This is a genomic window from Streptomyces sp. NPDC005878, assembly GCF_040629815.1.
Lineage (GTDB): Bacteria > Actinomycetota > Actinomycetes > Streptomycetales > Streptomycetaceae > Streptomyces.
Map to the genome: position 1 here is coordinate 86,592 of NZ_JBEXWK010000013.1, position 26,925 is coordinate 113,516.

Consider the following 26,925-nt stretch of genomic DNA (forward strand, 5'->3'; position numbering starts at 1 on the left):
CGACGGAAGTCGGGGAATGGTGGTGCGACGGGATGGCTGAGAACAAGGGCCGTAGCGGCGAGGGCGGACAGGGGGCGCCGAAGACGCCGCCGGTGGAGCGTACGGACTTCGAGTCCAAGTCCCATCAGGAACTGTGGGCCATGGTCCAGGGGATGAAGGGCGACTCCGCCCACGGCCTGGCCCAGAAGCTGGCGAAGGCCGCCACGACGATCACGAAGATCGGCGACGACCTCAAGCTGCACATGAGCCGGGTGGTCTGGCAGGGCGAGGGCGCGAAGGCGTTCACGAACTGGGGCCACGACGCCGCGATGGCCACGCTGGAGCTGGGCAAGTACAGCCAGGACGCGTCGGGCTGGCTCGCCTCGGTCTCCCACGCGATCACCCAGGCGAAGTCGGCGGTCCCGGAGTACGACCCGGCCCTCAAGCAGCAGGCGACCGACACCCAGAAGCTGTACATCGCGGCCCACCACGACCCCGACGGCCAGAAGGACGCCCGCGAGGCGTCGGCCAAGCTGACGGGCCTGAACGAGAAGATGGAGGGCCAGCGCCAGGAGGCGGTGCGCGAGCTGAAGCGGCTGGCGGATGTGTATGTGCAGTCGGGGGAGCAGGTGGCGGGGTTGCGACCGCCGGTTTTTCCGCCGCCGCCTGCGGTGTTTGTGCCGGAACGCAGCCGAAGCGACAGACAGTACGTCGGAGGCGGAGGAACGTCGTCGAGCGGGAGCACAGGGACCACGGCTTCGACGTCGAAATCGGGCAGCCACCTTTCGAGCACTTCGGGGACGACACACAGCACGACGGTGACGCCGCACACCGTGATTCCGGTAGGGGAGACGCATACGACTCACCGTCCCGACATCCCTGTCGGGACGATCATCGACGGCGTCAAAACACCGCTGCCGCCCACCGACGTAACCTCCACCGCCCCTGTCGTCCCCGTCACTCCGTCACCCGTCGGTAGGCCGGACATCGGCCCTGTGCCGCCTCTCGGGACCATCCCACCCACGTTCACCGGAAGCGGGAAAAACGGCGTGCCGGAGCCCGGTATCCCGGGCGGCCGGCAGGCGACCGGCGGTCTTCGCGGCCCCGGCCTGCCGGGTCGGGCGACCGTGGGCGGCCTCCCGCCCAGCGCGCTTCCCCGAGAGCCCGGCATCGTCGGCGGCCGTCCCGTACCGCCCGGCGAAGGCCGGCCCACCAGCGGCATTCCCCGGGGGACTGTCGTGGGAGACGAGGGCCGGCAGGGCCTCAGGGGCACTCAGGGCATGCAGGGCCGCCCGCCGATGGGGCATGGCCCGGGCGGCCACGTGGGAGGCGGCGGAGGCCGGGGCGGCTTCTCCGGGGGACGCCGTCTGGCGGCCGAGCCCGGCGGCATCGTCGGCGGTCGCCCGACCGAGCCGGGCACCCGGACCGGCCGTCCGTTCACGGAGGGCGGCTCGGGTCTCGTACGCAATGGCACAGCCGAACGCAGTGCGAGCGCTGGTCGTTCCGGCGGTCGAGGCATGATTCCCCCCGGCACGCACGCCCCGGCCGGACGCCGCGACGAGCGCGAGGGCGAGCGCCCGGACTACCTCACCGAGGACGAGGAGACCTGGCAGCAGAGCGACCGCCGTATCGTGCCGCCTGTAATCGACTGAGCCTCTACGAAGGAAGCGCATGTCTACCAGCAGCCATCGAGCAATGCGGCATGGTCGTGCCGTGTCCCTACTCCTGGGCACGCTGCTGGTGGGCATCGCGGCCTTGCCCGCCCACGCGGACACGGTGCGGCAACGCCAGTGGCACCTCGACGCCATGCAGGCGGAAGAGATGTGGAAGACCAGCACAGGCAGGGGGATCACCGTCGCCGTCATCGACAGCGGGGTGGATGACACCCTCGCCGACCTCCGGGGACAGGTGCTGCCCGGGCTCAATCTCTCCAGTGCCAAAGGTGACGAGCACGACGATTGGGAGGGCCACGGAACGAGCATGGCTTCCCTGATCGCCGGTACGGGCAAGAGGTCCGCGGCGGATGGCGCCTACGGCCTGGCCCCCGGCGTGAAAATCCTGCCGGTGAGGCTTCCGAAGGACACCGAGGGCGGGAAGCTCGTCAACCTCCCCATGTGGCTCAAGAAGCTCAGCCAGGGAATCCGCTACGCGGCGGATCACGGAGCCAAGGTGATCAACATTTCGCAGGGCTCCCCGGAAAGTTCGAGCGAACTCACCAGCGCGGTGAAGTACGCCATGTCCAAGGGATCCCTGATCTTCGCCGCTGTCGGCAACAGCGGTGACAAGGGCAACCAGGTCGAGTACCCCGGAGCAACCCCGGGCGTCGTAGGCGTAGCAGCCGTGGACAAGAAGATCGAGGCGACCAAGGAGTCCGAGCACGGCCCGCAGGTCGACCTCGCCGCCCCCGGCGACGAGATGACGGAAGCCTGCGGCGGCGGCACCCAGATCTGCCTCAGCCACGGCACCAGCGACGCCACCGCCCTCGCCTCCGCCTCCGCCGCCCTCATCTGGTCCAAGTACCCCCAGTGGACCAACAACCAGGTCCTCCGCGTCCTGCTCAACACCGCCGGCGGCCCCAAGAACGGGGAGAAGCGCAGCGACTACATCGGATACGGCGTCGTCCGCCCCCGCATCGCCCTGAAGACCCCGGGCGACCCGGGCCCGGCGAACGAATGGCCGCTGCCCGACCTGGCGCCGGCCGGGGCACCGCAGGGATCCGCCTCCCCGACCCCCGCGCCCACCGCCTCGCACAAGCCCGCACCCGCCACCCCCGCCGGTGCCGCCGCGTCCGATTCCGGTGGTGGTGGCAATACGGGCCTGTGGGTGGGCCTGGGCGCGGCGGGTGCCGTCGCGGTGGCCGTCGCCGTGCTGCTCGTACGGTCGCGTCGCCGCACCACGTAAGACGACCGGCACCCCACCGGTCACCGTCAACACCTCACCCACCCCATCCCAGCCATTCAGGGGGGATGAAACGGCCACGTCCTCCCATAGCCGGAGCATGTGCTGGCGCGAAGGGCGAACCCTGCCTACGGTTTGAGGTCGTTGCAGAGTCGGTCGGGGGCGGAATCCGCATGTCGTTCGAGGAAGAGTGGCGTCAGGCACAGGCGAGTGCGGCCACGAAGGGGTCCACGCGGCTCAACCGCGCCGACAACGGGCCGAGCGCCCCGGCGGGTGCCGACCTCAGCGTGCGGCGCGACGACCTCGGCGTGGTGGGCGGGGACGCGTTCAAGCTGCACGACGGGCTGAAGCGCGACGGCAATCACGCCCGCGAATCCACCGGCGCCGCGGCGACCGCGCTCACCGCCCGCAACTTCACCAGCGGGGGCGAACTCGCGAAGGTCCGCGCCAAGTGGGACACCCAGCTGCGCACGCTCAGCGACGCGTGCGCGCAGATCTCCAACCACCTCGACTACTCGATGGCCGCCCACGCGAAGGACGACCAGCGGGTCGGGGGCGAGCTGCTCGCGGTGTCGCGGATCGACGAATACCTGAAGTAGGCCCGGGACACGGGTCAACGGTCAACGGGACTTCGAATCACCAAGGTCGGTATCAGGACATGCTCACGTACGACGACGTGGTGAACGCACCGCTGGACAAGCTGAAGACCGCGGTCGACGACTGGTCGGACATGGTCACGCGTCTCAAGACCCTCGCCGAGGAGGCCCGCAAGGGCATGAAGGCGCACGCCGACAAGGCGGACTGGGCCGGGGTGAACGCGGGCGTCACCAAACACTTCATCGACAAGACGACGAAGGAGTTCGAGGACGCGGCGGCGGAGGCGAAGGGGATCCACGCGGTTCTGGCGGACGGGTACGCGGCGTTCAAGCGGGCCAGGGACGAGTTACAGAAGATCGTCGACGGCTCGGAGAAATCGGGAATCGTCGTGGACTCCCAGGGCCGGGTGACCGCCCGTTACTCCGTCGCCGGGGACTACTCCACGCATCACACCACCCCCGGAGTCTCCGCCGATCCCGAGCTCCAGCGGCGGAACGAAGCCGCCGCCGAGTGGCAACGGCGTATCAAAGCCATCGTGGAGGAGTGCGGCGAGGCGGACGAGTCGCTGCGGCGGGCGCTGGCGGGGAACGACGGAAGCGAGCACGACTTCGCCGCGCCGGAGTTCGCCGGCCTGAAGGACGAGAAGGCGGCACGGGCGCGCGAACTGGCCCTGCAGGCCACCGGGCCCGGGGGCGTGGCACGCAACGTCGAGGCGCTTCGCCGCCTCCAGGAGCTGGTGCACGACAACGCCAAGGACCCGGAGTTCGCCACCGCCTTCTACCGGCGGATGGGCGCGGACGGCACCCTGGAGCTGTACACGAAGATGTCGCTGGACGCGACGGGTCTGGGTGCGGCTGGGCGGGACCGGGTCGCGATGGTGCACGGCCTCCAGGACGACATGGGCGAGATGCTCGGCGTCGCCACCAACCCTCGGACGCGCGGCCATCTGGACGCCTCGTGGACCCTCGACATGATGCGCGCCGGCCGCAAGCGGATCGACATCCCGGGCGTCACGGCCGTCGGCGCGAAGGTGTACGGGTACCAGGCACTGGGCGCGCTGCTGCGCCACGGCCGGTACGACAAGGAGTTCCTGGTCCCGATCGGGCGCGACATGGTCGGGATGGAGCACAAGGACCCGGGCATCTGGGAAGGGAACGTCCCGACGTCCCCGGCGCTGGCCTTCAACCTCGACAAGGGGGGCGGCCGCGGTTTCGACCCCATGACGGGCCTCATGCAGGCCCTGGGCCGCAATCCCGAGGCTTCCACGGCCTTCTTCAACGAGCCGGTACGCGAGGACAGCGACGGCAACGGCATCGTCACCACGGACGACAAGCCGGTCTCCGGCGAGCAGGGCCGCCCCCAGGGGATGGTCGACTACGCCCTGGACCGTAAGTCGACAGCGGACTGGTTCGACGCACCCCCCACCGACGGCCCCCTCCCGACCCCACTCCAGACGGCGACCGGGAACGCGCTGGAGGCGGCGGTCACGGGGCGGGTGGTGGGGGACGAGCACGCGCGGCCCGTGGAGCACACGGAGCAGATGGCCAAGGTGATGGAGCGGGTCGTCTCGAAGGTGGGGGGCGCCCCAGGGCTGTTGACGGGCAGCGGAGACGTGCCTGGAACGTTGGCAGGTATGTCCGCGAACTTCGGGAACATGGCCGCCGAGTACATGCCGGACCTTCAGGCGGCCACGGAGGATGGAGCGAAACAGGCCAGGACATTCGGGGTACGAGCGCACTTCGACAAGGCAGAAATGTCGCAATTCATCTGCGCCGTAGCCCAGGACCCGGATGCCTACGGTTCGATCACCAGCGCCCAGCAGGCCTACACGACACTCCTGGTGCGGGACGTCTTCACTCATCCGGAGAACCACGGGTCCGACGTGGGGGAGGCGGTGCGCAACGCGGTCCATCCCGGTGGCGAGATCGCCGGGATGATGACTGAGGCGCGCGTACAGGCGGTCCATGAGAAGTACTCCGCCCAGGACGCCGAGTTCAACAAGGCGATTGCGGACAAGGCGAAGTGGGCCAACCGTATTATCGGGGCGGTTGGGGCGAAGTACATCGAGATGCTCCCTGTCGGCGGGGACGCCGTGGAGTGGCTTCAGGAGGACATCACGGAGGTCGTCGTCGACGGGGCCAAGAAGGATTCCGCTGCGGCAGCCACCCAGGAAGCTGCAGATGCCTATGTGCAGGGTGAGAAGCGAGCCAAGGAGTCCGCCGCGGCTGCAGTGGGGAGCGCCGGACGTAGCTCGGGCCTTTCGGAGACGGACATCCGTGAATACCAGGGCTCGGCATCCACCCAGGCGGCTACGGCACATGCGGGCGGTCGTGACGTCTTCGACAGTTCACGCCACGCGGAGGGCGAGAAGTGACTCCGCCGAGGAGGGCTCGACGCGAGGCGCCGGGAACGGTCCGGGCGTCAGTCGTCCCGCTGGCGTCCTCTTTGGTCGCTGTGGTGCTGCTCGGCGCATGCTCCGGAAGCGGCAAGGAGAAGGCAGACTCACCGCCGCAGTTGCCCGAGAGGGTTTGTTGGGGAGCGTTCCCGGGGGGCTCCGTGGCGTCCCTGCTTCCGAAAAGCACAGATGAAGACGTGGAGGTGAAGGGGGATCGGGTTTTTGACCTGTACGGGCGCAGGAAATTTGCCGGATGTCAGGTGGAAGTCAATGGCGTGGCGAATTTCACGGCATGGGGGGAGCGTTCGTGGTCCGAGGGAAGCGATGTCGAGAAGTTCGTCTGGAATTCGAATGCGCCGCTCGATCCGACTCCCATCGCCGCCGGCGACAAAGGAATCGTCTACCGGGGGGGAGTCTCCGCCTACTTCCGGTGCGAGCGCCCAGGGCGGCCGCCGTCCCCGCGCAACGTATCGCCCGCTGAGGTGAAAATCGTAGAGCTGGGGATCAGCGCGAAATCCGCGCCCCGCGACGAACGGACCAAGGAAACCTTCACTGTTCTCATGCAACAGTTCGTGCGCTTCGCCAAAGCGGAGCTGAAATGCGAACCCCCGAAGGGGTGAGCGCCGTAGGACGGCGCCCACTGCGCTTGCCTGTTGGAGGCCGTGGCGGGAATTGAACCCGCGTTACTCGCTTTGCAGGCGAGCCCCTGAGCCACTCGGGCACACGGCCGGGTGTTGACTTCTTTGACCGTAGGGGGCGGGGAGCGGCGGGGGAAGGGGTGGGTGGGGGCTGCAATGTGACTGCCATGTCGTGTTCATAGTCGTGTTTGTAGGGGCCCGTTCATAGGAGCCGCCTGGGGGCCGGGGCGGGAGTGAGCGCTGGGGCTTACGACCAAATGCTGAGGTGCGGGACCGTCTCTGGACAGGGGTCAAAGGGGTTCTCGGCCCTTACTGTGGGCCCATGAGCGCCCTGGAATCAGCCGACGCGGACGTCACCCCCTCCCGCACCCCCGACCCCTCCGGCCCCTCGGGCACCCCCGGCATCCTCGGCAAAACCCATCGCGCGCTCAGCATCGGCACCATCGCCGTCGTCGTCCTCATCGCCTTCGAGGCGACCGCCGTCGGGACCGCCATGCCCGTGGCGGCGCGGGAGTTGGACGGGGTGTCGCTGTACGCGTTCGCCTTCTCCGCGTACTTCACCACCAGCCTCTTCGGCATGGTCGTCGCCGGGCAGTGGGCCGACCGGCGCGGGCCGCTCGGGGCGCTCGCGGTCGGGATCGCGGCGTTCGGGGCGGGGCTGCTGCTGTCCGGGACCGCCGTGAACATGTGGACCTTCATCGGCGGGCGGGCCGTGCAGGGGCTCGGGGGCGGGCTGGTCATCGTGGCGCTGTACGTCGTGGTCGGGCGCGCCTACCCCGAGCACATGCGGCCCGCGATCATGGCGGCGTTCGCGGCGAGCTGGGTGGTGCCGTCGGTGGTCGGGCCGCTGGCGGCCGGCAGCGTCACCGAGCACCTGGGGTGGCGGTGGGTGTTCGTGGGCATTCCCGTACTCGTCGTCTTCCCGCTGGCGCTCGCGCTGCCCGCGATCCGGCGGATGGCGTCCGGGCCCGCCGACCCGGGCGCGCCCGTCGAGCCCTTCGACCGCCGCCGCATCCGGCTCGCGCTGATGATCTCGCTGGGCGCGGGGCTGCTCCAGTACGCCGGGCAGGACCTGCGCCCACTCTCCCTCCTGCCCGCGGTCGCGGGCGCCGCGCTGCTGGTGCCCGCCGTCGCCGGGCGGCGCGCACTGCTGCCGCGCGGTACGTACCGGGCGGTGCGGGGGCTGCCGTCCGTGGTGCTGCTGCGGGGGATCGCGGCGGGGTCGTTCATCGCGGCCGAGTCGTTCGTACCGCTGATGCTCGTGACACAGCGGGGGATGTCGCCGACCCTGGCCGGGCTGTCGCTGGCGGCGGGCGGGGGGACGTGGGCGCTCGGATCGTACGTACAGGCGCGGCCGTGGGCCGAGCCGTACCGCGAGCGGCTCATGGTGGTGGGGATGCTGATGGTCGCCTCGGCCATCGCTGCGGCGCCGAGCGTGCTGGTGTCGTGGGTGCCGGTGTGGGTGGTGGCGGTCGCCTGGGGCGTGGGGTGCTTCGGGATGGGCATGGTCATCGCCGCTACGAGCGTGCTGCTGCTGAAGCTCTCGGCGCCGGGGGAGGCGGGGACGAACTCCGCCGCCCTCCAGATCTCGGACGGGCTGTCGAACGTGCTGCTGCTCGCGGGGGGTGGGGCGGCGTTCGCGGCGCTGGGTGGGGGGTCGGTGGGGGCTGCGCATGAGGTGGGTGGGGTTGGTGGGGCTGTTGGGGGTGGGCACCCCGGGGCGTTCGTGGCGGTGTTTCTGCCCATGGCGGTTGTCGCGGGGGTGGGGGCGTGGGTGGGGGTGCGGCTTCGGGAGGTTCGCCCCTCCCCGCCCCTTCCCTGAACCCTCCGGGGGTGGGGGGAGGTGGGGTGGAGGGGTGGGGTTTACCCGGGGACTCCGTCCCCGGACCCCTGAGCGGGGACTCCGCCCCCTGCACCCCTGGCGGGGCTGCGCCCCTGCACCCCTGGCGGGGCTGCGCCCCTACACCCCCGGCGGGGCTGCGCCCCTACACCCCCGGCGGGGCTGCGCCCCTGCACCCCCGGCGAGGTTCCGCCCCTGCACCCCCGGCGGGGCTGCGCCCCTGCACCCCCGGCGGGGTTCCGCCCCTGCACCCCCGGCGGGGTTCCGCCCCTGCACCCGGCGGTACTGCGCCCCTGCACCCCGGCCTGGCCGCGCCCCTGCCCTTGCCGAAGTTCCGCGCCTGCCCCCGGCGGGGCCGGACCCCTGCACCCGGCGGGGCTCCGCCCCTGCACCCCGGCGGGGCCGCGCCCCTGCACCCCGGCGGGGCTCCGCCCCTGCCCTTGCCGGAGTTCCGCCCCTCCCCCCGGCGGGACGCCGCCCCCACCCCCCACCCCCACTGTGACCCCCCTCACCCCCCACCCCCCACCCGCCCCGCCACCCCGCCCCCACCCCCGCTCCACCGGTAAGGTGGCCCGGTTGTCGTACGTACGTGGTCGAGGGCCCGGGGTCGGGTCGGGTCGGCCGCCGCACCCGAGCGCACGAACCGGAGACCGTGACTACTACCGCCTCCCACCACCTCTCGCCCGCTTTTCCCGGGCGTGCCCCCTGGGGTACGGCCAACAAGCTGCGTGCCTGGCAGCAGGGGGCGCTGGAGAAGTACGTCCAGGAGCAGCCGCGCGACTTCCTCGCCGTCGCCACGCCCGGCGCCGGCAAGACGACCTTCGCGCTGACGCTCGCGTCGTGGCTGCTGCACCATCACGTCGTGCAGCAGATCACCGTCGTCGCGCCGACCGAGCACCTGAAGAAGCAGTGGGCGGAGGCCGCCGCGCGGATAGGCATCCGGCTGGACCCCGACTACAGTGCGGGGCCGCTGAGCAAGGAGTACCACGGGGTCGCCGTCACGTACGCCGGTGTGGGCGTGCGCCCCATGCTCCACCGCAACCGCTGCGAGCAGCGCAAGACCCTCGTCATCCTGGACGAGATCCATCACGCCGGTGACTCGAAGTCCTGGGGTGAGGCCTGCCTGGAGGCGTTCGACCCGGCCACCCGGCGGCTCGCCCTGACCGGCACCCCCTTCCGGTCCGACACCAACCCCATCCCCTTCGTCACGTACGAGGAGGGGAACGACGGCATCCGGCGGTCCTCCGCCGACTACACCTACGGATACGGCAACGCCCTCGGCGACGGTGTCGTCCGGCCGGTCATCTTCCTCTCGTACAGCGGCAACATGCGCTGGCGCACCAAGGCCGGTGACGAGATCGAGGCGCGGCTGGGGGAGCCGCTCACCAAGGACGCCATCAGCCAGGCCTGGCGCACCGCGCTCGATCCGCGCGGCGACTGGATGCCGAACGTGCTGCGCGCCGCCGACCAGCGGCTCACCGAGGTCCGCAAGGGCATCCCGGACGCCGGCGCCCTCGTCATCGCCTCGGACCAGGACTCCGCCCGCGCCTACGCCAAGCTCATCCGGGACATCACGGGCCACAAGGCCACCGTCGTCCTCTCCGACGACACGGGTGCGTCCAAGAAGATCGACGAGTTCAGCCACAGCGACGACCGGTGGATGGTCGCCGTCCGGATGGTCTCCGAGGGCGTCGACGTGCCCCGGCTCGCCGTCGGCGTCTACGCCACCACCATCTCCACGCCCCTCTTCTTCGCCCAGGCCGTCGGCCGTTTCGTACGGTCGCGGCGGCGCGGCGAGACCGCCTCTGTCTTCGTGCCGACCATCCCCACCCTGCTGGGCTTCGCCTCCGAGATGGAGGTCGAGCGCGACCATGTGCTCGACAAGCCGAAGAAGGAGGGGGAGGAGGACCCGTACGCCGAGGAGGACAAGCTCCTCGCCGAGGCCGAGAAGCAGCAGGACGAGGACACCGGCGACCAGGACATGCTCCCCTTCGAGGCCCTGGAGTCGGACGCCGTCTTCGACCGGGTGCTCTACGACGGGGCCGAGTTCGGTATGCAGGCCCACCCCGGCAGCGAGGAGGAGCAGGACTACCTCGGGATCCCCGGGCTCCTCGAACCCGACCAGGTGCAGCTGCTGCTCCAGAAGCGGCAGGCCCGGCAGATCGCGCACAGCCGGCAGAAGCCGGCCGAGCAGGCCGACCTCCTGGAGATGCCCGCCGAGCGGCGGCCCGTCGTCTCCCACAAGGAGCTGCTGGAGCTGCGCAAGCAGTTGAACACGATGGTGGGCGCGTACGTCCACCAGAGCGGCAAGCCGCACGGCGTCATCCACACCGAGCTGCGGCGGGTGTGCGGCGGACCGCCGAGCGCCGAGGCCACGGCGGGGCAGATCCGTGAGCGGATCAAGAAGGTGCAGGAGTGGGCCACGCGGATGAAGTGACCGGTGGGGGTGTGGGGGCGGGGTGATCCGATCCCGTTGACGCTCCTCCGGTGGGGGAGAGTTCGGGTCGCCTCCGGTCGACCCCGCACCTCGGTCCTGCGTACGGCCCCGGCAGCCTGGAATCCGGTCCCGAACCAGGAGGAAAACCCCGGGTCGCCACCGTGCGCGCCCGGATTCTGGACGAGGGCTTCCGCTGAGCGGGACCGGTCGCTACTGTCCCGGCCATGCAAAACGCCCCGTGGCAGCGCCGCCGCGGAGCGCAGCCGGTGCCATGGCCTGCCGGCGGCCTCTGTGCGCGTCGCCGATGGGACCGGTGCCGCGAGTCCGTGGGGAGCCGCCGCGACTCACCATAAGGAGTGGGCGTCGTGACCGCGGAGACCTCCCAGACGCTCGACCGGGGACTGCGTGTCCTCAAGCTGCTCGCCGACACCGACCACGGCCTGACCGTCACCGAGTTGTCCAACAAACTCGGCGTCAACCGGACGGTGGTCTACCGTCTGCTCGCCACACTGGAACAGCACGCTCTCGTACGACGTGATCTGGGCGGCCGCGCCCGGGTCGGCCTCGGGGTGCTGCGCCTGGGCCGGCAGGTCCATCCGCTCGTACGGGAGGCGGCCCTGCCGGCGCTGCGCTCCCTCGCCGAGGACATCGGGGCGACCGCGCACCTCACCCTGGTCGACGGGGCGGACGCGCTCGCCGTCGCGGTCGTCGAGCCGACCTGGACCGACTACCACGTGGCCTACCGGGCCGGGTTCCGCCACCCCCTCGACCGGGGTGCCGCGGGCCGCGCCATCCTCTCCGCCCGCCAGGCCGGCGGCCTCGTCGACCCCGGCTTCACCCTCACCCATGGCGAGCTGGAGGCCGGGGCGAGCGGCGCCGCCGCGCCGCTGGTCGGGGTGACGGGGATAGAGGGGAGCGTGGGCGTGGTGATGCTCGCGGACGCGGTCCCCGAACGGGTCGGACCGAGGGTGGTGGACGCGGCCCGGGAGGTCGCGGACGCGCTGCGGTGATCTTTGGGCGGGGAGGGGGCGGGGGCGCGAGTCGCGGGAGTCCGGCGTACCGGCGTACCGGCGTACCGGGGTACCGGAGGTACGCGGGCCCGGCCCGGGAGTCCGCCGCCCGAACCCGGCCTGAGCCCCCGCCCGGACCCGGTTCGGGAGTCCTTCGCCCGGCCCCGGCCCGGGGAGCCCGCCACCCCGGCTGCCGTGTGGTGTCGCACCCCAGCCCCCCGGGGCATCCGCCGCGCCCCGATACATTGGGTCCGTGCATCCCCGTCACTCACGCCTCCGTAACCTCGCCATCGGCTCCGCCCCGGTCGTCGCGCTGCTCGCCGTCGTCGGCTTCGCGCCGCTGCCGTTCTCCGTGGCCGAGCCGGGGCCGACCGCGAACGTGCTCGGGGACGACAAGGGCAAGCCGGTGATCACCATCGAGGGCAGGCCCGCCCGGCCCACCACCGGGCAGCTGCGGATGGTGACCATCGTGGCGACCGGCCCCTCCACCAGCGTGGGGATCTCCGACGTCGTCCGGGCCTGGTTCCGCACCGATCAGGCCGTCATGCCCCGCGACTCGGTCTACCCGAGCGGCGGCAGCGACGAGGAGATCAGCGAGCACAACCGGGCCGAGATGAAGGAGTCGCAGGACAGCGCCACCGCCGCCGCGCTGAACTACCTCCACCTCGCTCCGAAGCAGGTCAAGGTCACCCTCAACCTCGCCGACGTCGGCGGCCCCAGCGCCGGGCTGCTCTTCTCCCTCGGCATCGTCGACAAGCTCCACGGCGACGGCTCCGGCGGCGACCTCACCGGCGGCCGGACGATCGCCGGTACGGGCACGATCGACGCGGACGGCACCGTCGGCGCGGTCGGCGGCGTCTCGCTGAAGACGCGGGCCGCGCGGCGGGACGGGGCGAGCGTCTTCCTCGTACCGAAGGACGAGTGCGCGGACGCGCGCGCCGAACTGCCCAGCGGTCTGCGGCTGATCCCGGTCACGACGCTCTCGGGGGCGGTCTCCGCGCTGAAGGCGCTGGACAAGGGCGGGGACGTTCCCAGCTGCTAGAAGCGGGACTGCCCGGACCGGCGCCCCCGACCGCCCGGCTGCCCGGCTGGACGCCCGACCGTCCGGCTGGATGCCAAGCAGTCGGCTGGACGCCTGACTGCCCGGATCGGCGCCCCCGACCGCCCGGCTGCCCGCCTGGACGCCCGACCGCCGGGCCAGACGCCCGACCGCCCGGCGCGCCCCCACCCGACGCGCCCCCGCCCGGCCCGGGTGCTCAGCGTGCCGCGACCGCCGGTTCCGGCTTCAACCCGGGGCCCGAGGGCGGGAGTTGGTCGTTCATCTGCCGCCATGCCGGGAACACCAGCGGGCTCAGCGTCGTCGCCAGATACACCGCGCCCGCGACCAGCAGCGCTCCCCGCGCCCCGGCGCCGTCCACCAGCAGGCCCGCGCCCAGGCCGCCCAGCGGCATCGCCAGCTCGCAGCCGGCCGTCAGGGCGCCGGAGACGCGGCTGCGCAGCTCCTGGGGGACGCGTTCGTACGTCACCGTCGTCAGGATCGGGTTGAGCATGCCGCCCGCGAGGCCGCCGAGCGCCATCGTGATCGCGAGGGGCAGCGCCGAGCCGGTCAGCGCGGCCACCACGAAGCGGGGCGCGCCCGCCAGGACGAAGGCCGTGGTGAACACCGCACGCCGGGGGAAGCGGTGGCCCACCGCGCCGTACAGCAGCGCGCCCAGCAGCCCGCCCGCCCCGAACGCGGCGGTCAGCAGGCCGAGTTGGGTGGAGCCGCCCAGTTCGCGCTCGGCGTGCACGGGCAGCAGGACCGCGTTCCAGCCCTGGTCGAGGCCGTTGGTGACCATGACCATCACACTGACCGCGAGCAGCAGCCGGGCGCGCAGCAAGTAGGCGTACGTCTCGCGGAGTTCGGCCCGGTAGGTGGTGAGGGAGACCGGCGCCGCGTTCCGTACCGGCTCGGCCGCGCGGGTGCCGCGCAGGCCGAGGGCGACCAGCAGCGCGGACGTACCGAACGTCGCCGCGTCCAGGAGCAGGACGGATTCGGCGCCGGCCAGCGCGATCAGCAGCCCGGCGAGGGCCGCGCCCGCCATCCGGGCGCCGCGCTGCACCGCGTCGAAGAGACTGGCCGCGCGGGTCAGGGTCGTAGCGGCGCGCTCGGCGAGGTCGGGCACCAGGACGTACCGGGCGGTCCGGCCGGGCGTCGCGGCCAGCCCTTCCACGGCCATCAGCGCGCACAGCAGCCAGAAGGGGAGCGCTCCCGCGAAGTGGAGCAGCGGGACCGCGCCGACGGCGAGCGCGCAGACGAGGTCGGAGCCGACGCTCACCCGCCGCCGCCCCAGGCGGTCGATGACCGGGCCGCCGACCAGCGCGGCCACCACGATCGGCAGGGTGGCGCAGAAGGCCACCACCCCGGCCCGTCCGGCGCTCCCGGTCGTCTCCAGGACGAACCAGGGAACGCCGATCAGGGTCAGTGAACTTCCGGCGGTGGAGATGGTGTTGGCCGTCAGGACGGCGGCCAGGGGAGTGCGGGTACGCCCCTGGCCGCCCCCTTCCTCGTGCCGCCCGCCTCCTTCCCCGCGCTCCCCGTGCTCCTCCTCGTGCCCCCCGGCGCCGCTCATGCGATACGGGTGCGGTGGCGCGGCGGGGCGGGCTGGGCGAGGCGGGTGCCCAACGCGACCAGTTTCAGGCCCACCCGCGTACGTATGCGGTGGGGTTCGCGGCGCGGGGCGAGCGCGTGGGCGGCGGCCTCCTCGCGGAGTTCGGCGGCGCGGTACTCGTGCAGGGTGAGGTACGTGTACGTGTCGGGCAGCATGTGCGTGATCCCTTCGCCGGTCGGGGGGTTCGCTTCAGTAGCTCTTGCGCGGGAACGCGTGCAGATGGACGCGGACCTGGGCCGTGTCGTCGGTGTCCTGGTGGGCCAGGTCGCGGTAGCTCTCGATGAGCGCGTGGGTCTTCTCGTTCAGCTCGCGCAACTGCGCGGCGGTCAGCCGCAGGGTGAAGTCGCTCATGTCGGCGTTGGCGGACCACTCGTCGGACCACTCGTTCATCGTCCCCAGCCAGGTGGAGAGCTCCTGGGTGTGGATGGTCGCGATCTCGTGCTTGAACAGGTCGACCGCGCCGCGCACCTCGGGGTCCTTGTCGTGGTGCAGCTCCTCGGTGAAGCTCGTGCCCTCGTGGGTCGCCCGCCACCAGCGCTCGCGGCCCTTGCCGTGCTCGGGCGCGTCCTCGACGAAGCCGTGCGCGGCGAGCTGGCGCAGGTGGTAGCTGGTCGCGCCGCTGGACTCGCCGAGCCGTTCGCCCAGTTGGGAGGCGGTGGCCGGGCCGTCGTGCCGCAGCGCGCCCAGCAGCCGGATGCGCAGGGGGTGGGCCAGGCCCCGCAGCGAGTGCGCGTCGAGCTTCCGCTCGCGCGGCTCGGGCTGGGCGGTGTCCGGTCGCGGGTCGTCGTTCTCGGTCATGGGACAACCGTAGAGCCGCAAAGGATCCGTTGCAACCCTTTCTTTGCAACTACTTCTTTGCATCGGAATCTTTGTACGGAGGGATCTTGTGCGGAGTGATCAGTGCGGAGCGATCCGGCAGGGGGTGAAGGACCGGCGCGTCCGTCCCTCACCCCCTGGCCGAGTCCTCCGCGGCCTGCTCCACCAGCGGGATGATCCGCAGCGGGACCGGGTTCTCCATGACGATCGCCGTGGAGGCCCGGACGATCCCCTCGAAGCCCACGACCCGGTCGATCACCCGCTGGAGGTCGGCGTTGGAGCGGGCCACCAGCCGGCAGAGCATGTCCCCGTGGCCGGTGGTGGTGTGCAGCTCCAGGACCTCGGGCACGGTGGTCAGGTGCGCCCGTACGTCGGCGCCCTGGCCCTGTTTGATCTCCAGGGTCGCGAAGGCGGTCACCGGGTAGCCGAGGGCCGCCGGGTCGACGTCCGGGCCGAACCCCCGGATCACCCCGTTCGACTGGAGCCGGTCGAGCCGGGCCTGGACCGTGCCGCGCGCCACGCCGAGCCTGCGGGACGCCTCAAGAACCCCGATACGCGGCTCCCGTGCCAGCAGCACGATGAGCCGCCCGTCCAGATGATCGATCGCCATGAGCCTCTCCGGATGGTCACGATGTACAGAAAGCAGGAACCCGGCGGGGTCCGGCTGGGCAGATTGTCCACCGCTGACGCAAACTATTGCGCACCTTGCAGGACGGGGGGAGCCTGCCGTCATGACTGAGACCATCGATCACACGCCCGACACCGCCCGGCAGGCCGACCCCTTCCCGGTGAAGGGAATGGACGCGGTCGTCTTCGCCGTGGGCAACGCCAAGCAGGCCGCGCACTACTACTCGACCGCCTTCGGCATGAAGCTCGTCGCGTACTCCGGACCGGAGAACGGCAGCCGTGAGACCGCCTCGTACGTCCTGACCAACGGCTCCGCCCGGTTCGTGTTCACCTCCGTCATCAAGGCGTCCACCGACCACGGCCGCTTCCTGGCCGACCACGTGGCCGAGCACGGCGACGGAGTCGTCGACCTCGCGATCGAGGTGCCGGACGCGCGCGCGGCCTACGCGTACGCCACGGCGCACGGCGCGACGGGCCTGGCCGAGCCGTACGAGGTGAAGGACGAGAACGGCACGGTCGTGCTCGCCGCGATCGCCACGTACGGCAAGACCCGCCACACCCTGGTCGACCGGTCCGGCTACACCGGCCCGTACCTGCCCGGCTTCGTCGCGGCCGACCCGATCGTCGAGCCGCCGGCCAAGCGCACGTTCCAGGCGATCGACCACTGCGTGGGCAACGTCGAGCTCGGCAGGATGAACGAGTGGGTGGCGTTCTACAACAACGTCATGGGCTTCACGAACATGAAGGAGTTCGTGGGCGACGACATCGCGACCGAGTACAGCGCGCTGATGTCGAAGGTCGTCGCGGACGGGACGCTGAAGGTCAAGTTCCCGATCAACGAGCCCGCGATCGCGAAGAAGAAGTCGCAGATCGACGAGTACCTGGAGTTCTACGGCGGCGCGGGCGTCCAGCACATCGCGCTGGCCACGAACGACATCGTCGCGACGGTACGGGCGATGCGCGCGGCGGGCGTGGCGTTCCTGGACACCCCGGACTCGTACTACGACACGCTGGGCGAGTGGGCGGGCGAGACCCGGGTGCCGGTGGAGACCCTGCGCGAGCTGAAGATCCTGGTGGACCGGGACGAGGACGGCTACCTCCTCCAGATCTTCACCAAGCCGGTGCAGGACCGGCCGACGGTCTTCTTCGAAATGATCGAACGGCACGGTTCCATGGGATTCGGCAAGGGCAACTTCAAGGCGCTGTTCGAGGCGATCGAGCGCGAGCAGGAGAAGCGCGGCAACCTGTGACCCGCAACCCGCCTCCCGCGCAGGCCAGTTGAAGTACCTTCACGATCACGCGGCCCCCACGGACCTGACCCGTGGGGGCCGCGGCTGTTCCCGCCTGCCGGCCGCGGGTGTTCAGGGGCGGCGGCCCGGGCGGGGCTACGGCGTCTGCTTGGGCGGCGCCGCCGACCCGTACATGTCCTTCGGGCCCCCCTCCGGCAGCTCTCCGAGCCCCTCCAACTGCTCCCGGGCCTCCCGCGCCAGCAGCGGCGAGAAGTACGGATTCGTCCGCAGCGCCTCGTCGAGGTAACGCCGCGCGGGACCGTACTGGCCCAGCTCCCGCTCCAGCACCCCCCGGTGATAGGAGAACAGCGCGGTCCGGCCGCCCTTCTCCGCCGCCGCCCTGGCGAACACCAGGCCCTCCTCCGGCTCCCCGGCCCGGTACAGCGCCCACCCCAGCGCGTCCGCCACCGCCGCGCTCGGCGCCCGCCGCCACTGGGCGCGCAGCCGCTCCACCGCCGCCTCCGGGGCGCCGTGGTCCGCCTCGAAACGGCCCAGGACGAGCGCGTCCCGCACCCCGTGGCCGTCGTCCGACGCGGCCCGCGCCCGCAGCCGCGCGTACTGGGCGCGGGCGTCGGCGGCGAGCCCCAGCGACTCGTACAACTCGCCCAGCTCCAGCAGGTATTCGGGGCGTGGCAGACGGGCGACCGCCGCCGCGTAGTCGCGGCGCGCCGCCCCCGTACGGCCGAGCGCCAGTTCCGCGCGGGCCCGGCCCGCCAGCGCCGCGTGCGCGCCCGGATCCGTGCGCAGCGCCGCCGCGTGGTGCGCGAGCGCCTCGGCGGGCTCACCCCGGTCCCACGCCAGGTCCCCCAACTGCCGCAGGCAGTCCGCCTTCTGGACCGGTGTGGCGGCGTACGCGGCCGCCTCGGTCAGCGACGCCGCCGCGTCCTCGCGCCAGCCCCGCTCCCGGTACACCGCGCCCGCCGCGGCCAGCGCCGTGGAGCCGCCGCGCAGATCGAGCAGCTTCTCCACCGCCCCGGCCGCGCCCTTGAGGTCACCCAGGCCCATGTATGCCTCGACCAGCACCGGATACACCGTCCACCGCTTGGGGTCGCCCCGGCGCACCTCCTCGGCGATGGTCCGCGCCGCCGCGTAGTCGTGCCGCGCGTTGGCCAGCGCCGCCAGGCCGATGCGGGCGGCCGCGTTGCCCCGGGCGGCTGGGCGGACCGCCAGCGAACGCCGCAGGGCCCACTCGGCGCGCGGGTAGTACGAGGAGTCCGCCGACCGCAGGCCCCGCCCCAGATAGGCCGAGCCCAGCACCGCCCAGGAGGCGTCGTCGGCGGGGTGGGCGCGCACCCACGCCCGCCGGTCGGCGATCAGCGCGGTCAGCTCGGCGGCCGAGGCGGGCGCCCCGGCCCCCACCGCCGTCAGCGCCCGCGCGACCGGCCCCGGCGCGGGCGGCGGCGCGTCGTGGCCGGCGAGCCGGGTCTGCGGCAGGACCACGAGGACCCCGGCGGTCAGCAGCGCGGCGACCGCCGCGCCGATCATCGTGCGGCGCGCGGTGCGGGCGGGCGGCGGTCCGGCCGGCTCCAGCGGCGTCGGCCGGGCGGGCGGCGGCAGCGTCAGGGTCCGTCGGCGCGGCGGCCATTCGTCTTCGGTCTCCATGGCGATCACTGTGCGTCGATACGAAGAGCACATCCCGCCCGCGCCCGCCGGGCCGCGCAGACTTCACACCGATGGCCCCGGGTGCCAGGCTGGGATCATGAACGATGGAGCCGAGCCCGTCGCCGTGCCCGCCCCCGAACCGGGCGTCCTCCTCGACCGGCTGCGCGCGGGCCTGCCCGCCGACGCGCTGATCACCGACCCGGACGTCACCGCCTCCTACACCCACGACATGGCGAGCTTCTGCGCCGCCGGGGCGCCCGCCGCGGTGGTGCTGCCGCGGACGGTCGAGGAGGTCCAGCACGTGATGCGGACCGCCACCGAGCTGCGCGTCCCGGTCGTGCCGCAGGGTGCCCGCACGGGCCTGTCCGGCGGCGCCAACGCGACCGAGGGATGCCTCGTGCTGTCCCTGGTCCGGATGGACCGCATCCTGGAGATCAGCCCGGTTGACCGGGTCGCGGTCGTCGAGCCGGGCGTCGTCAACGCCGTGCTCTCCCGGAAAGTCATGGAACACGGGCTCTACTACCCGCCGGACCCGTCCAGTTGGGAGCAGTGCACCATCGGCGGGAACATCGGCACCGCGTCCGGCGGACTGTGCTGTGTGAAGTACGGCGTGACCGCCGAGTACGTCCTGGGTCTGGACGTGGTCCTCGCCGACGGCCGCCTCCTGGAGACCGGCCGGCGCACCGCCAAGGGCGTCGCCGGATACGATCTGACCCGGCTCTTCGTCGGCTCCGAGGGCAGCCTCGGCATCGTGGTGAAGGCCGTCCTCGCGCTCCGGCCGGCGCCGCCCCCGCAACTGGTGCTCGCCGCCGAGTTCCCCTCCGCGGCCGCCGCCTGTGAAGCGGTCTGCGCGATCATGGAGCGCGGCCACACGCCGTCGCTGCTCGAACTCATGGACCGCACGACCGTACGAGCCGTCAACCGGCTCGCGAACATGGGCCTCCCCGACACCACCGAGGCGCTGCTGCTCGCCGCCTTCGACACCCCCGACCCGGCCGCCGACCTGGCGGCCGTGGGGGAGCTGTGCACCGCGGCCGGGGCCGTCGAGGTGGTGCCGGCCGAGTCCGCCGCCGAGTCCGAACTGCTGCTCCAGGCCCGCCGGTTGTCGCTCACCGCGCTGGAGACCATCAAGCCCGCCACGATGATCGACGACGTGTGCGTCCCGCGCTCGCGGCTCGCCGAGATGCTGGCGGGGACCTCCGCGATCGCCGCGAAGTACGACCTGACGATCGGCGTCTGCGCGCACGCCGGGGACGGCAACACCCACCCCGTCGTCTGCTTCGACCCGGCCGACGAGGACGAGTCGCGCCGGGCCCGGGAGTCCTTCGACGAGATCATGGCGCTGGGTCTGGGACTGGGCGGCACGATCACCGGGGAGCACGGCGTGGGCGTGCTGAAGAAGGAGTGGCTGGCCCGGGAACTCGGCCCGGTGGGCGTGGAGATGCAGCGCGCGGTCAAGCGGGCCTTCGACCCGCTGGGCCTGCTGAACCCCGGCAAGCTCTTCTGAGGAACCGTTACGGCACCGTCCCGGCCCGTCACGCACCCTCCTCCGGCCGGGACTCGTCCGAGGGCCACGGGTCGTTCAGGTACAGCTCCTCGGCGCGGCTGCGGCCCGTCGTGGTGGCGAGCAGCTCGGTGAGGCCGTCGTCGATACCGAGCCGCCCGGCCTCAGAACCCGGGGGCACCACCCGCAGCGTCCGCTCCAGCCACGCCGACACCTGGGCGGACGGCGCCTCCAGCAGCGCGTCGCCGTCCGGCGAGCTGAGCGCCATCAGAACCACACTGCGCCCGTCCACCTTGGTGGGCCAGATCCGGACGTCGCCGTGCCCGCACGGCCGGAACACCCCCTCGACGAGCAGCTCGCGGGCGAACGTCCAGGTGACGGGGTGGTCGGTGCCCACGTGGAAGGTGATGTGCACGGCGTACGGGTCGTCCGTGCGGTAGGTCAGCCGGGCCGGGACCGGGATGCTGCGCTCGGGCGACAGCACGAGTTTGAGCTCCAGTTCGCGTTCCACCACGGTGTGCATGACAGTGCCTTTCCTCTCCGCGTACGCGGACCGGGAACGGCCCGCACCAGGTGAGAGCGGGGTGCGGCGCCGCTATGACGCGACTTCCCGAAGATTTTTCCGACGGCCCCGGGACCGGGTCCGGACGGGGCCGTGGCCAGGTCCCGGGGCGGGCGGAAGGCCTTCGCGGCGTGACCGGATAGGGACCGGTACCGACGGACCCGCCCGGGGGCCCTCGCCCGTCTGGTAGATGTGGACCCTTGTATTGACGAGGCCCACGAGCAGATACGGGACCGTGATGAGCGCCCCCACCCCGGCCACCGGCGACGGCACCCCCCTCGCCGGCTTCTATCCAGATCCGTCCATCCCCGGATATGTCCGGTACTGGAACGGTGCCGCCTGGGTGCCCGGTACGAGCCGGCCCGCCCCGGCGGAGGGCGAGGCCATGCCCGTCCCGCCCGCCGGCGCGGCCCCGGCGGCGCCCGCCCTCGCCTCGGCCCCGCCGATGCCCGCGCCCGCCGCCGCGCCGGCCGTGGAGGAGACCGGCCCGGTCTTCCTCGACGAGACCGGCGCCGCCCCCCTCCACGGCAGCCGCCCCGAACCCGGCCCGGCCTGGCACGCGGACGCCTCCCACCAGTCGGGCTTCGGCGACGACGCGGCGCGGCGGGTCTCGTGGGGCCAGCCGGGTGACCCCGGTCCGGGGCAGGCGGGGCAGGCGGGGCATACGGGTCAGGCCGGACAGGGCGGGCATGCGGGTCCGGCCGGGCCGGCGGGCCATACGGGTCACGTCGGCCAGGGTGGTCAGGCCGGGCACGCGGGTCCGGGTGGGCAGGCGGGGCATGCGGGTCAGGCCGGGCAGGAGCTTCAGCCCGTTCCGGCGCAGCCCCTTCCCGCGCAGCCGCTTCCCGTTCAGCCCCTGCCCGCCCAGCCGCTTTCGGGTCAGCCGCTCCCGGCCCAGCCGTACCCCGGTCAGCCCGAGGCCGGTCGGCCGCAGCCGTTCCCCGGTCAGCCCGGGGCCGGTCGGCCGCAGCCGTTCCCCGGTCAGCCCGGGGCCGGTCGGCCGCAGCCATTGCCGCAGTCTCAGTCCCAGCCGCAGCCGCTGCCCGCCGGGTCGGCGTCCGAGCGGTCCGGGGCGCCTCTGCCGTCCCCCGCCGGCCCGGCCCCCGTCCCGCCGGGGCAGGGGCACGGCGGGAGCCCGTCCGGCGCGCCGGTCCCGGTGCAGTCGCTGCCCGCGCAGCCGCTGCCCGGCCGGGCGAGGTCCGGGGACCCGCGCGTCGCGGGCGACCCGCGCGTGGCCGACCCGCGCGGCGCCGAGCCGCAGGGTGCCCCGCAGGCCGTCCCCTCGGCGCCCGTCCGGGCCGCGCTGCCCTCGGCGCCACTCGCCCCGCAGCCCGCTCCCGTAGAGCAGCAGTCCGCCCCGCCCGCCTCGCCGGTTACCACCGGGCCCGGCGGGGGATCGGCCTCCTGGGCGCAGCAGGTGCACCAACTGGCGCGGCCCGAGGAGCAGGCGGGCCCCGGGGAGCCCGTGGTGCCGTGGAAGCCGCCCGTGGAGGATCCGTTCCTGCGGGCCGCACGGGCGCAGACCGCGGCCCGGCCCGCCGGGATCGGCCGGCGCCTCGCCGCCCGGCTGGTGGACACCGCGGTGCTCGGCGCGGCCCTCGCCGCGCTCGCCATACCGCTCGGGATCAAGGCCGCGGACCACATCCAGGAGAAGATCGACGCCGCGAAGCTCTCCGGCGAGACGGTGACGGTCTACCTCCTGGACGGCACCACCGCCGGCTGCCTCGCCATCGTGCTCGGCGCCTTCCTGCTCCTCGGGGTGGTCTACGAGGCGCTGCCCACCGCCAAGTGGGGCCGCACCCTGGGCAAGCGGCTGCTGCGGGTGCAGGTGCGCGACATCGAGTCGCACGAGCCCCCGGCCTTCGGCGCGGCCCTGCGCCGCTGGCTGGTCTACGGCGTCCTCGGGGTGCTCGCCGTCGGGGTGCTCAACGTCGTGTGGTGCCTCTTCGACCGCCCCTGGCGCCAGTGCTGGCACGACAAGGCGGCCCGCACCTTCGTCGCGGGGACCTGAGCGGGAAGCGGGGGAGCGGGAAGCCGGGGCGCGGGGAGCCGGGGAGCGGGGCCCGGCGGCGGCCGTACCCCGAACGGGCCCCGTGCCGTTGCGGGGCCTCATCCCGCGCGGTCGACTGCGGGCATGAGCAACGAACCGCCGCCCGGCCAGCCCCCTGAGGACGACCCGTTCCTCAAGAAGCCGTCCGAGCCCTCCCAGCCCCCTCCCGGCTGGAGCCAGGGTCCGCCCCCCGGCGGCGCGAGCCCGCCTCCGGGCGGCGGCACCCCTCCCCCCGGCGGCGGTCCGTACGGAAGCCCTCCCCCCGGGAGCCCCTACGACCAGCCGCCCGGATCGCCGTACGGCGGCACCCCGCCGCCGTACGACCCGTACGGCGGCGGCAACCAGTACGGCGGCCCCGACCCGCTCAGCGGGATGCCGCCGCTCGCCGACTTCGGGCGGCGCCTGCTCGCCCGCGTCATCGACGCGCTGCTGATCGCGATCCCGCTCGCGCTGCTGGAGTGGGCGTCCTCGGACCGCTGGGTGTACGAGACGAGGACCGGCGAGGACACCTCCGACGTCATCTCCCGTGCGTACAGCGGCAGCGGACTCGCCTGGAACCTCATCGGCATCGTGGCGTATCTCGCGTACGACACCCTCATGCTCAAGCGCGACGGTCAGACGGTCGGCAAGAAGCTGCTGAACCTGCGGGTCGCGATGCTCAACGACGGCAGTGTGCCCACCACGAGCGCCGCGCTTGCCCGTACGGCCGTGCTGTGGCTGCCCGCCCTGCTGTGCTGTCCGTGCCTGTGGCAGATCATCCTGATCATCACGATCCTCACGGACAAGCCGTACCGGCAGGGCCTGCACGACAAGGCCGGCAAGACGGTGGTGGTGTCCACCGCCCACTGACCCCGCGCAGGTGGCCGGCCGCGGGGCGCGTCAGCTCCGCACCGAGTCGGCCGGGACGCGCACCCCCGGCTCGGCGCTCTCGCCGGCGGCGGCGGCACGGTTCGTACGGACCGTGCGCGCCGCCTTCGGCATGGGCACCGTCATGGCGACCAGCAGTCCCAGCAGGAGCGCGGCGAGCACTATCACTCCCACGCCGACACCCGAGTCGGTCCGGGAGAGAAGAATCATGGCCACGGTCGAGAAGACGACGGTGGCCGAACCGTAGGCGAGCTGTGCGGCAGTCGGACGCGGCATGGCGGTATCCGTCCTCGGGGGCAGGCATCGGATGGGGGCGGGTCTCTCGACCGGGCAACCGGATCGCACTGTCAAGCGACTCTACGTCGGTGCTTGCCCCTGCGGAACCGATGGTAAGCGTGACCTAACCCACGGTGCCGGAGCACGGGGGGCGCACGGAGTCATTCGGCATTCCATCAGGTGGGACAGGCGCACCTGATGTCCCGGTTGGGTAGCACATCGGAACCGTTCGGATACCGGAACGTCCGCTCTGCATAATGTAATTGCCTGACTCAAGTCAAGATCTGTCTTTTCCTTGGCAACTCCGGTCCAATGTCGTCACTTGAGACGCGTGCCGCGCACCGGAGACCAGACCCCTCACCCCCGGTCCGTGCCTGCGGCCGCGGGGGAGGACATCATCAAGTGACCAGCAACAGACGAGCGGTCAGAGCTGCCGCCATACTCGTGGCCCTTGCCACGACCGGCGCGATAGGTTCCGCGTTCGCCACCGCCCAGGCCGACTCCAAGAGCCCGGCACCCGTCGAGCGGCGGGACCCGGGCTCCGTCTCGGGCAAGCACGTCGACAACATCCCGGGCCCGTTCACCAAGCAGCGTGAGCAGCAGCGCCAGGCGGCGCTGGAGAAGGTCATCGCGGGTGACAAGAAGGTGCAGCAGCGGGGCGCCTCCAAGATCGTCCAGCTGGACGACAAGAAGTACGTCGAGCTCGCCCGGGAGAAGACCGACAAGATCTTCACGGTCCTGGTGGACTTCGGCGACCAGGTCGACAGCACCACCATGTTCGACCCGGACGGTCCGACCGGCCCCAAGCCCGCGGTCGTCAAGTACGGCGGCACCCCCGGCCCGGCGCACAACACGATCAAGCAGCCGGACCGCACCAAGGACAACTCCACCGCCTGGCAGGCGGACTACAGCCGGCAGCACTTCCAGGACCTGTACTTCGGGTCCGGCAAGAACGCCGACGGCACCGAGAAGCACTCCCTGAAGACGTACTACGAGAAGACGTCCTCGGGCCGCTACTCGGTCGACGGCACGGTCACCGACTGGGTGCGCGTCCCCGCGAACGAGGCCCGCTACGGCTCGAACTACTGCGGCGCCACCAACTGCTCGAACGTGATGGACCTGGTCCGTGACGGCGTCAACGCCTGGGCCGCGGACCAGAAGGCCAAGGGCCAGACCACGGAGCAGATCAAGGCGGCCCTGGCGCAGTACGACCAGTGGGACCGCAACGACTTCGACAACGACGGCAACTTCAACGAGGCCGACGGCTACATCGACCACTTCCAGATCGTCCACGCGGGCGAGGACGAGTCGGCCGGCGGCGGCGCCCAGGGCACCAACGCCCTGTGGGCGCACCGCTCGTACGCCTACGGCACGGACGCGGGCAAGACCGGCCCCTCGAACAACAAGGCCGGCGGCACGCAGATCGGTGACACCGGCATCTGGGTCGGCGACTATACGATGCAGCCGGAGAACGGCGGCCTCGGTGTCTTCGCGCACGAGTACGGCCACGACCTCGGTCTGCCGGACCTCTACGACACCACCAACCAGGCCGAGAACTCGGTCGGCTTCTGGTCCCTGATGTCGGCCGGCTCCTGGCTGGGCACCGGCAAGGACTCGATCGGCGACATGCCGGGCGACATGACCGCCTGGGACAAGCTCCAGCTGGGCTGGCTCAACTACGACACGGTCAAGGCCGCGACGCGCTCGACCACCAAGCTGGGCGTGTCGGAGTACAACACCAAGGACAAGCAGGCGCTCGTCGTCGAGCTGCCGAAGAAGCCGGTCACCACCACGGTCGTGAAGCCCGCCGAGGGCACCAAGCAGTGGTGGAGCGGCGCGGGTGACAACCTCAACAACACCCTGACCCGCCCGGTCGACCTGACCGGCAAGTCCAAGGCCTCCCTGGACCTGTCGGGCTGGTGGGACATCGAGCTGGACTACGACTTCCTGTACGCCGAGGCCTCCACGGACGGCGGCGCCACCTGGACCGCGCTGGACGGCACCGCCGACGGCCAGCCGATCAGCCGCGACCCCAGCGACAAGCCGGCCCTGACCGACGTGTCGGGCGCGTACAAGAAGCTCTCGTACAACCTGGACGCCTTCGCGGGCAAGAAGATCGACCTCCGCTTCCGCTACGCCACGGACGGCGGCGCGGGCGGCAAGGGCTTCACCGCCGACGCGATCACCGTGAACGCCGACGGCGCCGCGCTCTTCACCGACGGTGCCGAGGGCGACGACAACGGCTGGACGCCGAAGAACTTCTCCCGCATCGGCGAGTCGTTCACCAACGACTACGCGCAGTACTACATCGCGGAGAACCGCCAGTACGTGTCGTACGACCAGACCCTCAAGGTCGGCCCGTACAACTTCGGCTTCGCCAAGTCCCGCCCGTCGTGGGTGGAGCACTACGCGTACCAGCCCGGTCTGATGATCTGGCTGTGGGACACCTCCCAGAAGGACAACAACGTCTCGGTCCACCCGGGCCACGGCCAGATCCTTCCGATCGACGCCCACGCCAAGCCGCTGAAGTGGGCCGACGGCACGCTGATGCGCAACAAGATCACGCCGTTCGACGCCGCGTTCAGCTTCTACCCGACGAACGCGATCACGCTGCACAAGGCCGACGTGGCGACCACGGTCCGCTCGCAGCCGGGCGTGCCGATGTTCGACGACCACCGGGGCACCTACTGGTACGAGGCGAACCCCACGGGAAGCGTGCAGGTTCCTGACACCAACACCCGGATCTCGATCGTCCAGCAGCCCAAGGACGGCTCGTCGATCACCGTGAAGGTGGGTCCGTCGACCAAGTAGTACGCAAAACCGCAGGTCAAACCACGATCGGCCGTCGCCCTCTAGCGGGCGGCGGCCGATCGTGTTTAGGTGCGTC

At 72.1% G+C, this 26,925-nt stretch carries 21 protein-coding genes and 1 tRNA gene; 14 read left to right on the forward strand and 8 right to left on the reverse strand.

The features are described from left to right. Positions 1-32: 32 nt before the first annotated feature. From ABZ404_RS20375 to ABZ404_RS20395, 5 genes are all read left to right on the forward strand, one after another. The gene (locus ABZ404_RS20375) at positions 33-1,631 is read left to right on the forward strand and encodes a hypothetical protein (protein WP_358835170.1); all 1,599 of its coding nucleotides are present in this window, start codon (positions 33-35) and stop codon (positions 1,629-1,631) included. Positions 1,632-1,692: 61 nt separating this feature from the next. Continuing rightward, complete coding sequence (gene mycP / locus ABZ404_RS20380) at positions 1,693-2,880, forward strand: type VII secretion-associated serine protease mycosin (protein ID WP_358835171.1); 1,188 nt, start codon at positions 1,693-1,695, stop codon at positions 2,878-2,880. A gap of 170 nt (positions 2,881-3,050) precedes the next feature. After that, entirely contained in the window at positions 3,051-3,476 is a 426-nt protein-coding gene (locus tag ABZ404_RS20385) for a hypothetical protein (protein WP_358835172.1), read from the forward strand. A 59-nt stretch (positions 3,477-3,535) separates the two neighbouring features. Then, positions 3,536-5,848, forward strand: a complete 2,313-nt coding sequence (locus ABZ404_RS20390) for a DUF6571 family protein (protein ID WP_358835173.1) — start codon at positions 3,536-3,538, stop codon at positions 5,846-5,848. Positions 5,849-6,030: 182 nt separating this feature from the next. Further along, on the forward strand, positions 6,031-6,489 hold the full coding sequence (locus tag ABZ404_RS20395) for a hypothetical protein (RefSeq protein WP_358835174.1): 459 nt from the start codon (positions 6,031-6,033) through the stop codon (positions 6,487-6,489). 34 nt (positions 6,490-6,523) lie between these two features. Here the strand turns inward: ABZ404_RS20395 and ABZ404_RS20400 are convergent. Then, positions 6,524-6,598, reverse strand: a tRNA-Cys gene (locus ABZ404_RS20400). A 231-nt stretch (positions 6,599-6,829) separates the two neighbouring features. On the opposite strand from ABZ404_RS20400, the gene ABZ404_RS20405 reads away from it, so the two are divergent. The 4 genes from ABZ404_RS20405 (at position 6,830) to ABZ404_RS20420 (ending at position 12,836) form a co-directional block, all read left to right on the forward strand. Next, positions 6,830-8,329, forward strand: coding sequence for an MFS transporter (locus tag ABZ404_RS20405; protein WP_358835175.1), 1,500 nt, complete (start codon positions 6,830-6,832; stop codon positions 8,327-8,329). Between the two features lie 670 nt (positions 8,330-8,999). After that, positions 9,000-10,784 carry a DEAD/DEAH box helicase gene (locus ABZ404_RS20410; protein ID WP_358833261.1) on the forward strand — a complete coding sequence of 595 codons (1,785 nt, stop codon included), beginning with the start codon at positions 9,000-9,002 and terminating at the stop codon, positions 10,782-10,784. Between the two features lie 365 nt (positions 10,785-11,149). Further along, positions 11,150-11,794, forward strand: coding sequence for a helix-turn-helix domain-containing protein (locus tag ABZ404_RS20415; protein WP_190091831.1), 645 nt, complete (start codon positions 11,150-11,152; stop codon positions 11,792-11,794). 253 nt (positions 11,795-12,047) lie between these two features. Then, positions 12,048-12,836, forward strand: coding sequence for a S16 family serine protease (locus tag ABZ404_RS20420; RefSeq protein ID WP_358833260.1), 789 nt, complete (start codon positions 12,048-12,050; stop codon positions 12,834-12,836). Positions 12,837-13,050: 214 nt separating this feature from the next. On the opposite strand, the gene ABZ404_RS20425 is transcribed toward ABZ404_RS20420, so the two are convergent. The 4 genes from ABZ404_RS20425 to ABZ404_RS20440 form a co-directional block, all read right to left on the reverse strand. Then, entirely contained in the window at positions 13,051-14,406 is a 1,356-nt protein-coding gene (locus ABZ404_RS20425; RefSeq protein WP_358833259.1) for an MFS transporter, read from the reverse strand. Further along, the gene (locus tag ABZ404_RS20430; RefSeq protein ID WP_358833258.1) at positions 14,403-14,600 is read right to left on the reverse strand and encodes a hypothetical protein; all 198 of its coding nucleotides are present in this window, start codon (positions 14,598-14,600) and stop codon (positions 14,403-14,405) included. Before ABZ404_RS20430 ends, ABZ404_RS20425 begins: the two co-directional genes overlap by 4 nt. A 34-nt stretch (positions 14,601-14,634) precedes the next feature. Further along, entirely contained in the window at positions 14,635-15,243 is a 609-nt protein-coding gene (locus tag ABZ404_RS20435; protein WP_358833257.1) for a winged helix-turn-helix domain-containing protein, read from the reverse strand. A gap of 148 nt (positions 15,244-15,391) precedes the next feature. Beyond that, on the reverse strand, positions 15,392-15,871 hold the full coding sequence (locus ABZ404_RS20440) for an Lrp/AsnC family transcriptional regulator (RefSeq protein ID WP_358833256.1): 480 nt from the start codon (positions 15,869-15,871) through the stop codon (positions 15,392-15,394). 121 nt (positions 15,872-15,992) lie between these two features. Here ABZ404_RS20440 and hppD point away from each other — a divergent pair, with 121 nt between their 5' ends. After that, positions 15,993-17,138, forward strand: coding sequence for a 4-hydroxyphenylpyruvate dioxygenase (hppD, locus tag ABZ404_RS20445; RefSeq protein ID WP_358833255.1), 1,146 nt, complete (start codon positions 15,993-15,995; stop codon positions 17,136-17,138). Positions 17,139-17,273: 135 nt separating this feature from the next. Here the strand turns inward: hppD and ABZ404_RS20450 are convergent, their stop codons facing one another. Further along, on the reverse strand, positions 17,274-18,779 hold the full coding sequence (locus ABZ404_RS20450) for a hypothetical protein (protein WP_358990643.1): 1,506 nt from the start codon (positions 18,777-18,779) through the stop codon (positions 17,274-17,276). A gap of 97 nt (positions 18,780-18,876) precedes the next feature. Here ABZ404_RS20450 and ABZ404_RS20455 point away from each other — a divergent pair, with 97 nt between their 5' ends. After that, positions 18,877-20,286: an FAD-linked oxidase C-terminal domain-containing protein gene (locus ABZ404_RS20455; protein WP_358837743.1), complete on the forward strand. Its 1,410-nt coding sequence runs from the start codon at positions 18,877-18,879 to the stop codon at positions 20,284-20,286. 28 nt (positions 20,287-20,314) lie between these two features. Here the strand turns inward: ABZ404_RS20455 and ABZ404_RS20460 are convergent, their stop codons facing one another. Then, entirely contained in the window at positions 20,315-20,806 is a 492-nt protein-coding gene (locus ABZ404_RS20460) for an SsgA family sporulation/cell division regulator (RefSeq protein WP_358837742.1), read from the reverse strand. Between the two features lie 277 nt (positions 20,807-21,083). Here ABZ404_RS20460 and ABZ404_RS20465 point away from each other — a divergent pair, with 277 nt between their 5' ends. Continuing rightward, positions 21,084-22,856 (forward strand): RDD family protein, encoded by a 1,773-nt coding sequence (locus ABZ404_RS20465; protein ID WP_358990646.1) that lies wholly within the window; start codon positions 21,084-21,086, stop codon positions 22,854-22,856. A 123-nt stretch (positions 22,857-22,979) separates the two neighbouring features. Next, positions 22,980-23,744: an RDD family protein gene (locus ABZ404_RS20470; RefSeq protein WP_358835855.1), complete on the forward strand. Its 765-nt coding sequence runs from the start codon at positions 22,980-22,982 to the stop codon at positions 23,742-23,744. 30 nt (positions 23,745-23,774) lie between these two features. On the opposite strand, the gene ABZ404_RS20475 is transcribed toward ABZ404_RS20470, so the two are convergent. Then, positions 23,775-24,038, reverse strand: a complete 264-nt coding sequence (locus ABZ404_RS20475; protein WP_358835856.1) for a hypothetical protein — start codon at positions 24,036-24,038, stop codon at positions 23,775-23,777. Between the two features lie 402 nt (positions 24,039-24,440). Between ABZ404_RS20475 and ABZ404_RS20480 the strand changes: the two genes are divergently transcribed. Further along, positions 24,441-26,849 carry an immune inhibitor A domain-containing protein gene (locus ABZ404_RS20480; protein WP_358835857.1) on the forward strand — a complete coding sequence of 803 codons (2,409 nt, stop codon included), beginning with the start codon at positions 24,441-24,443 and terminating at the stop codon, positions 26,847-26,849. The last annotated feature ends 76 nt before the right edge of the window (positions 26,850-26,925 follow it).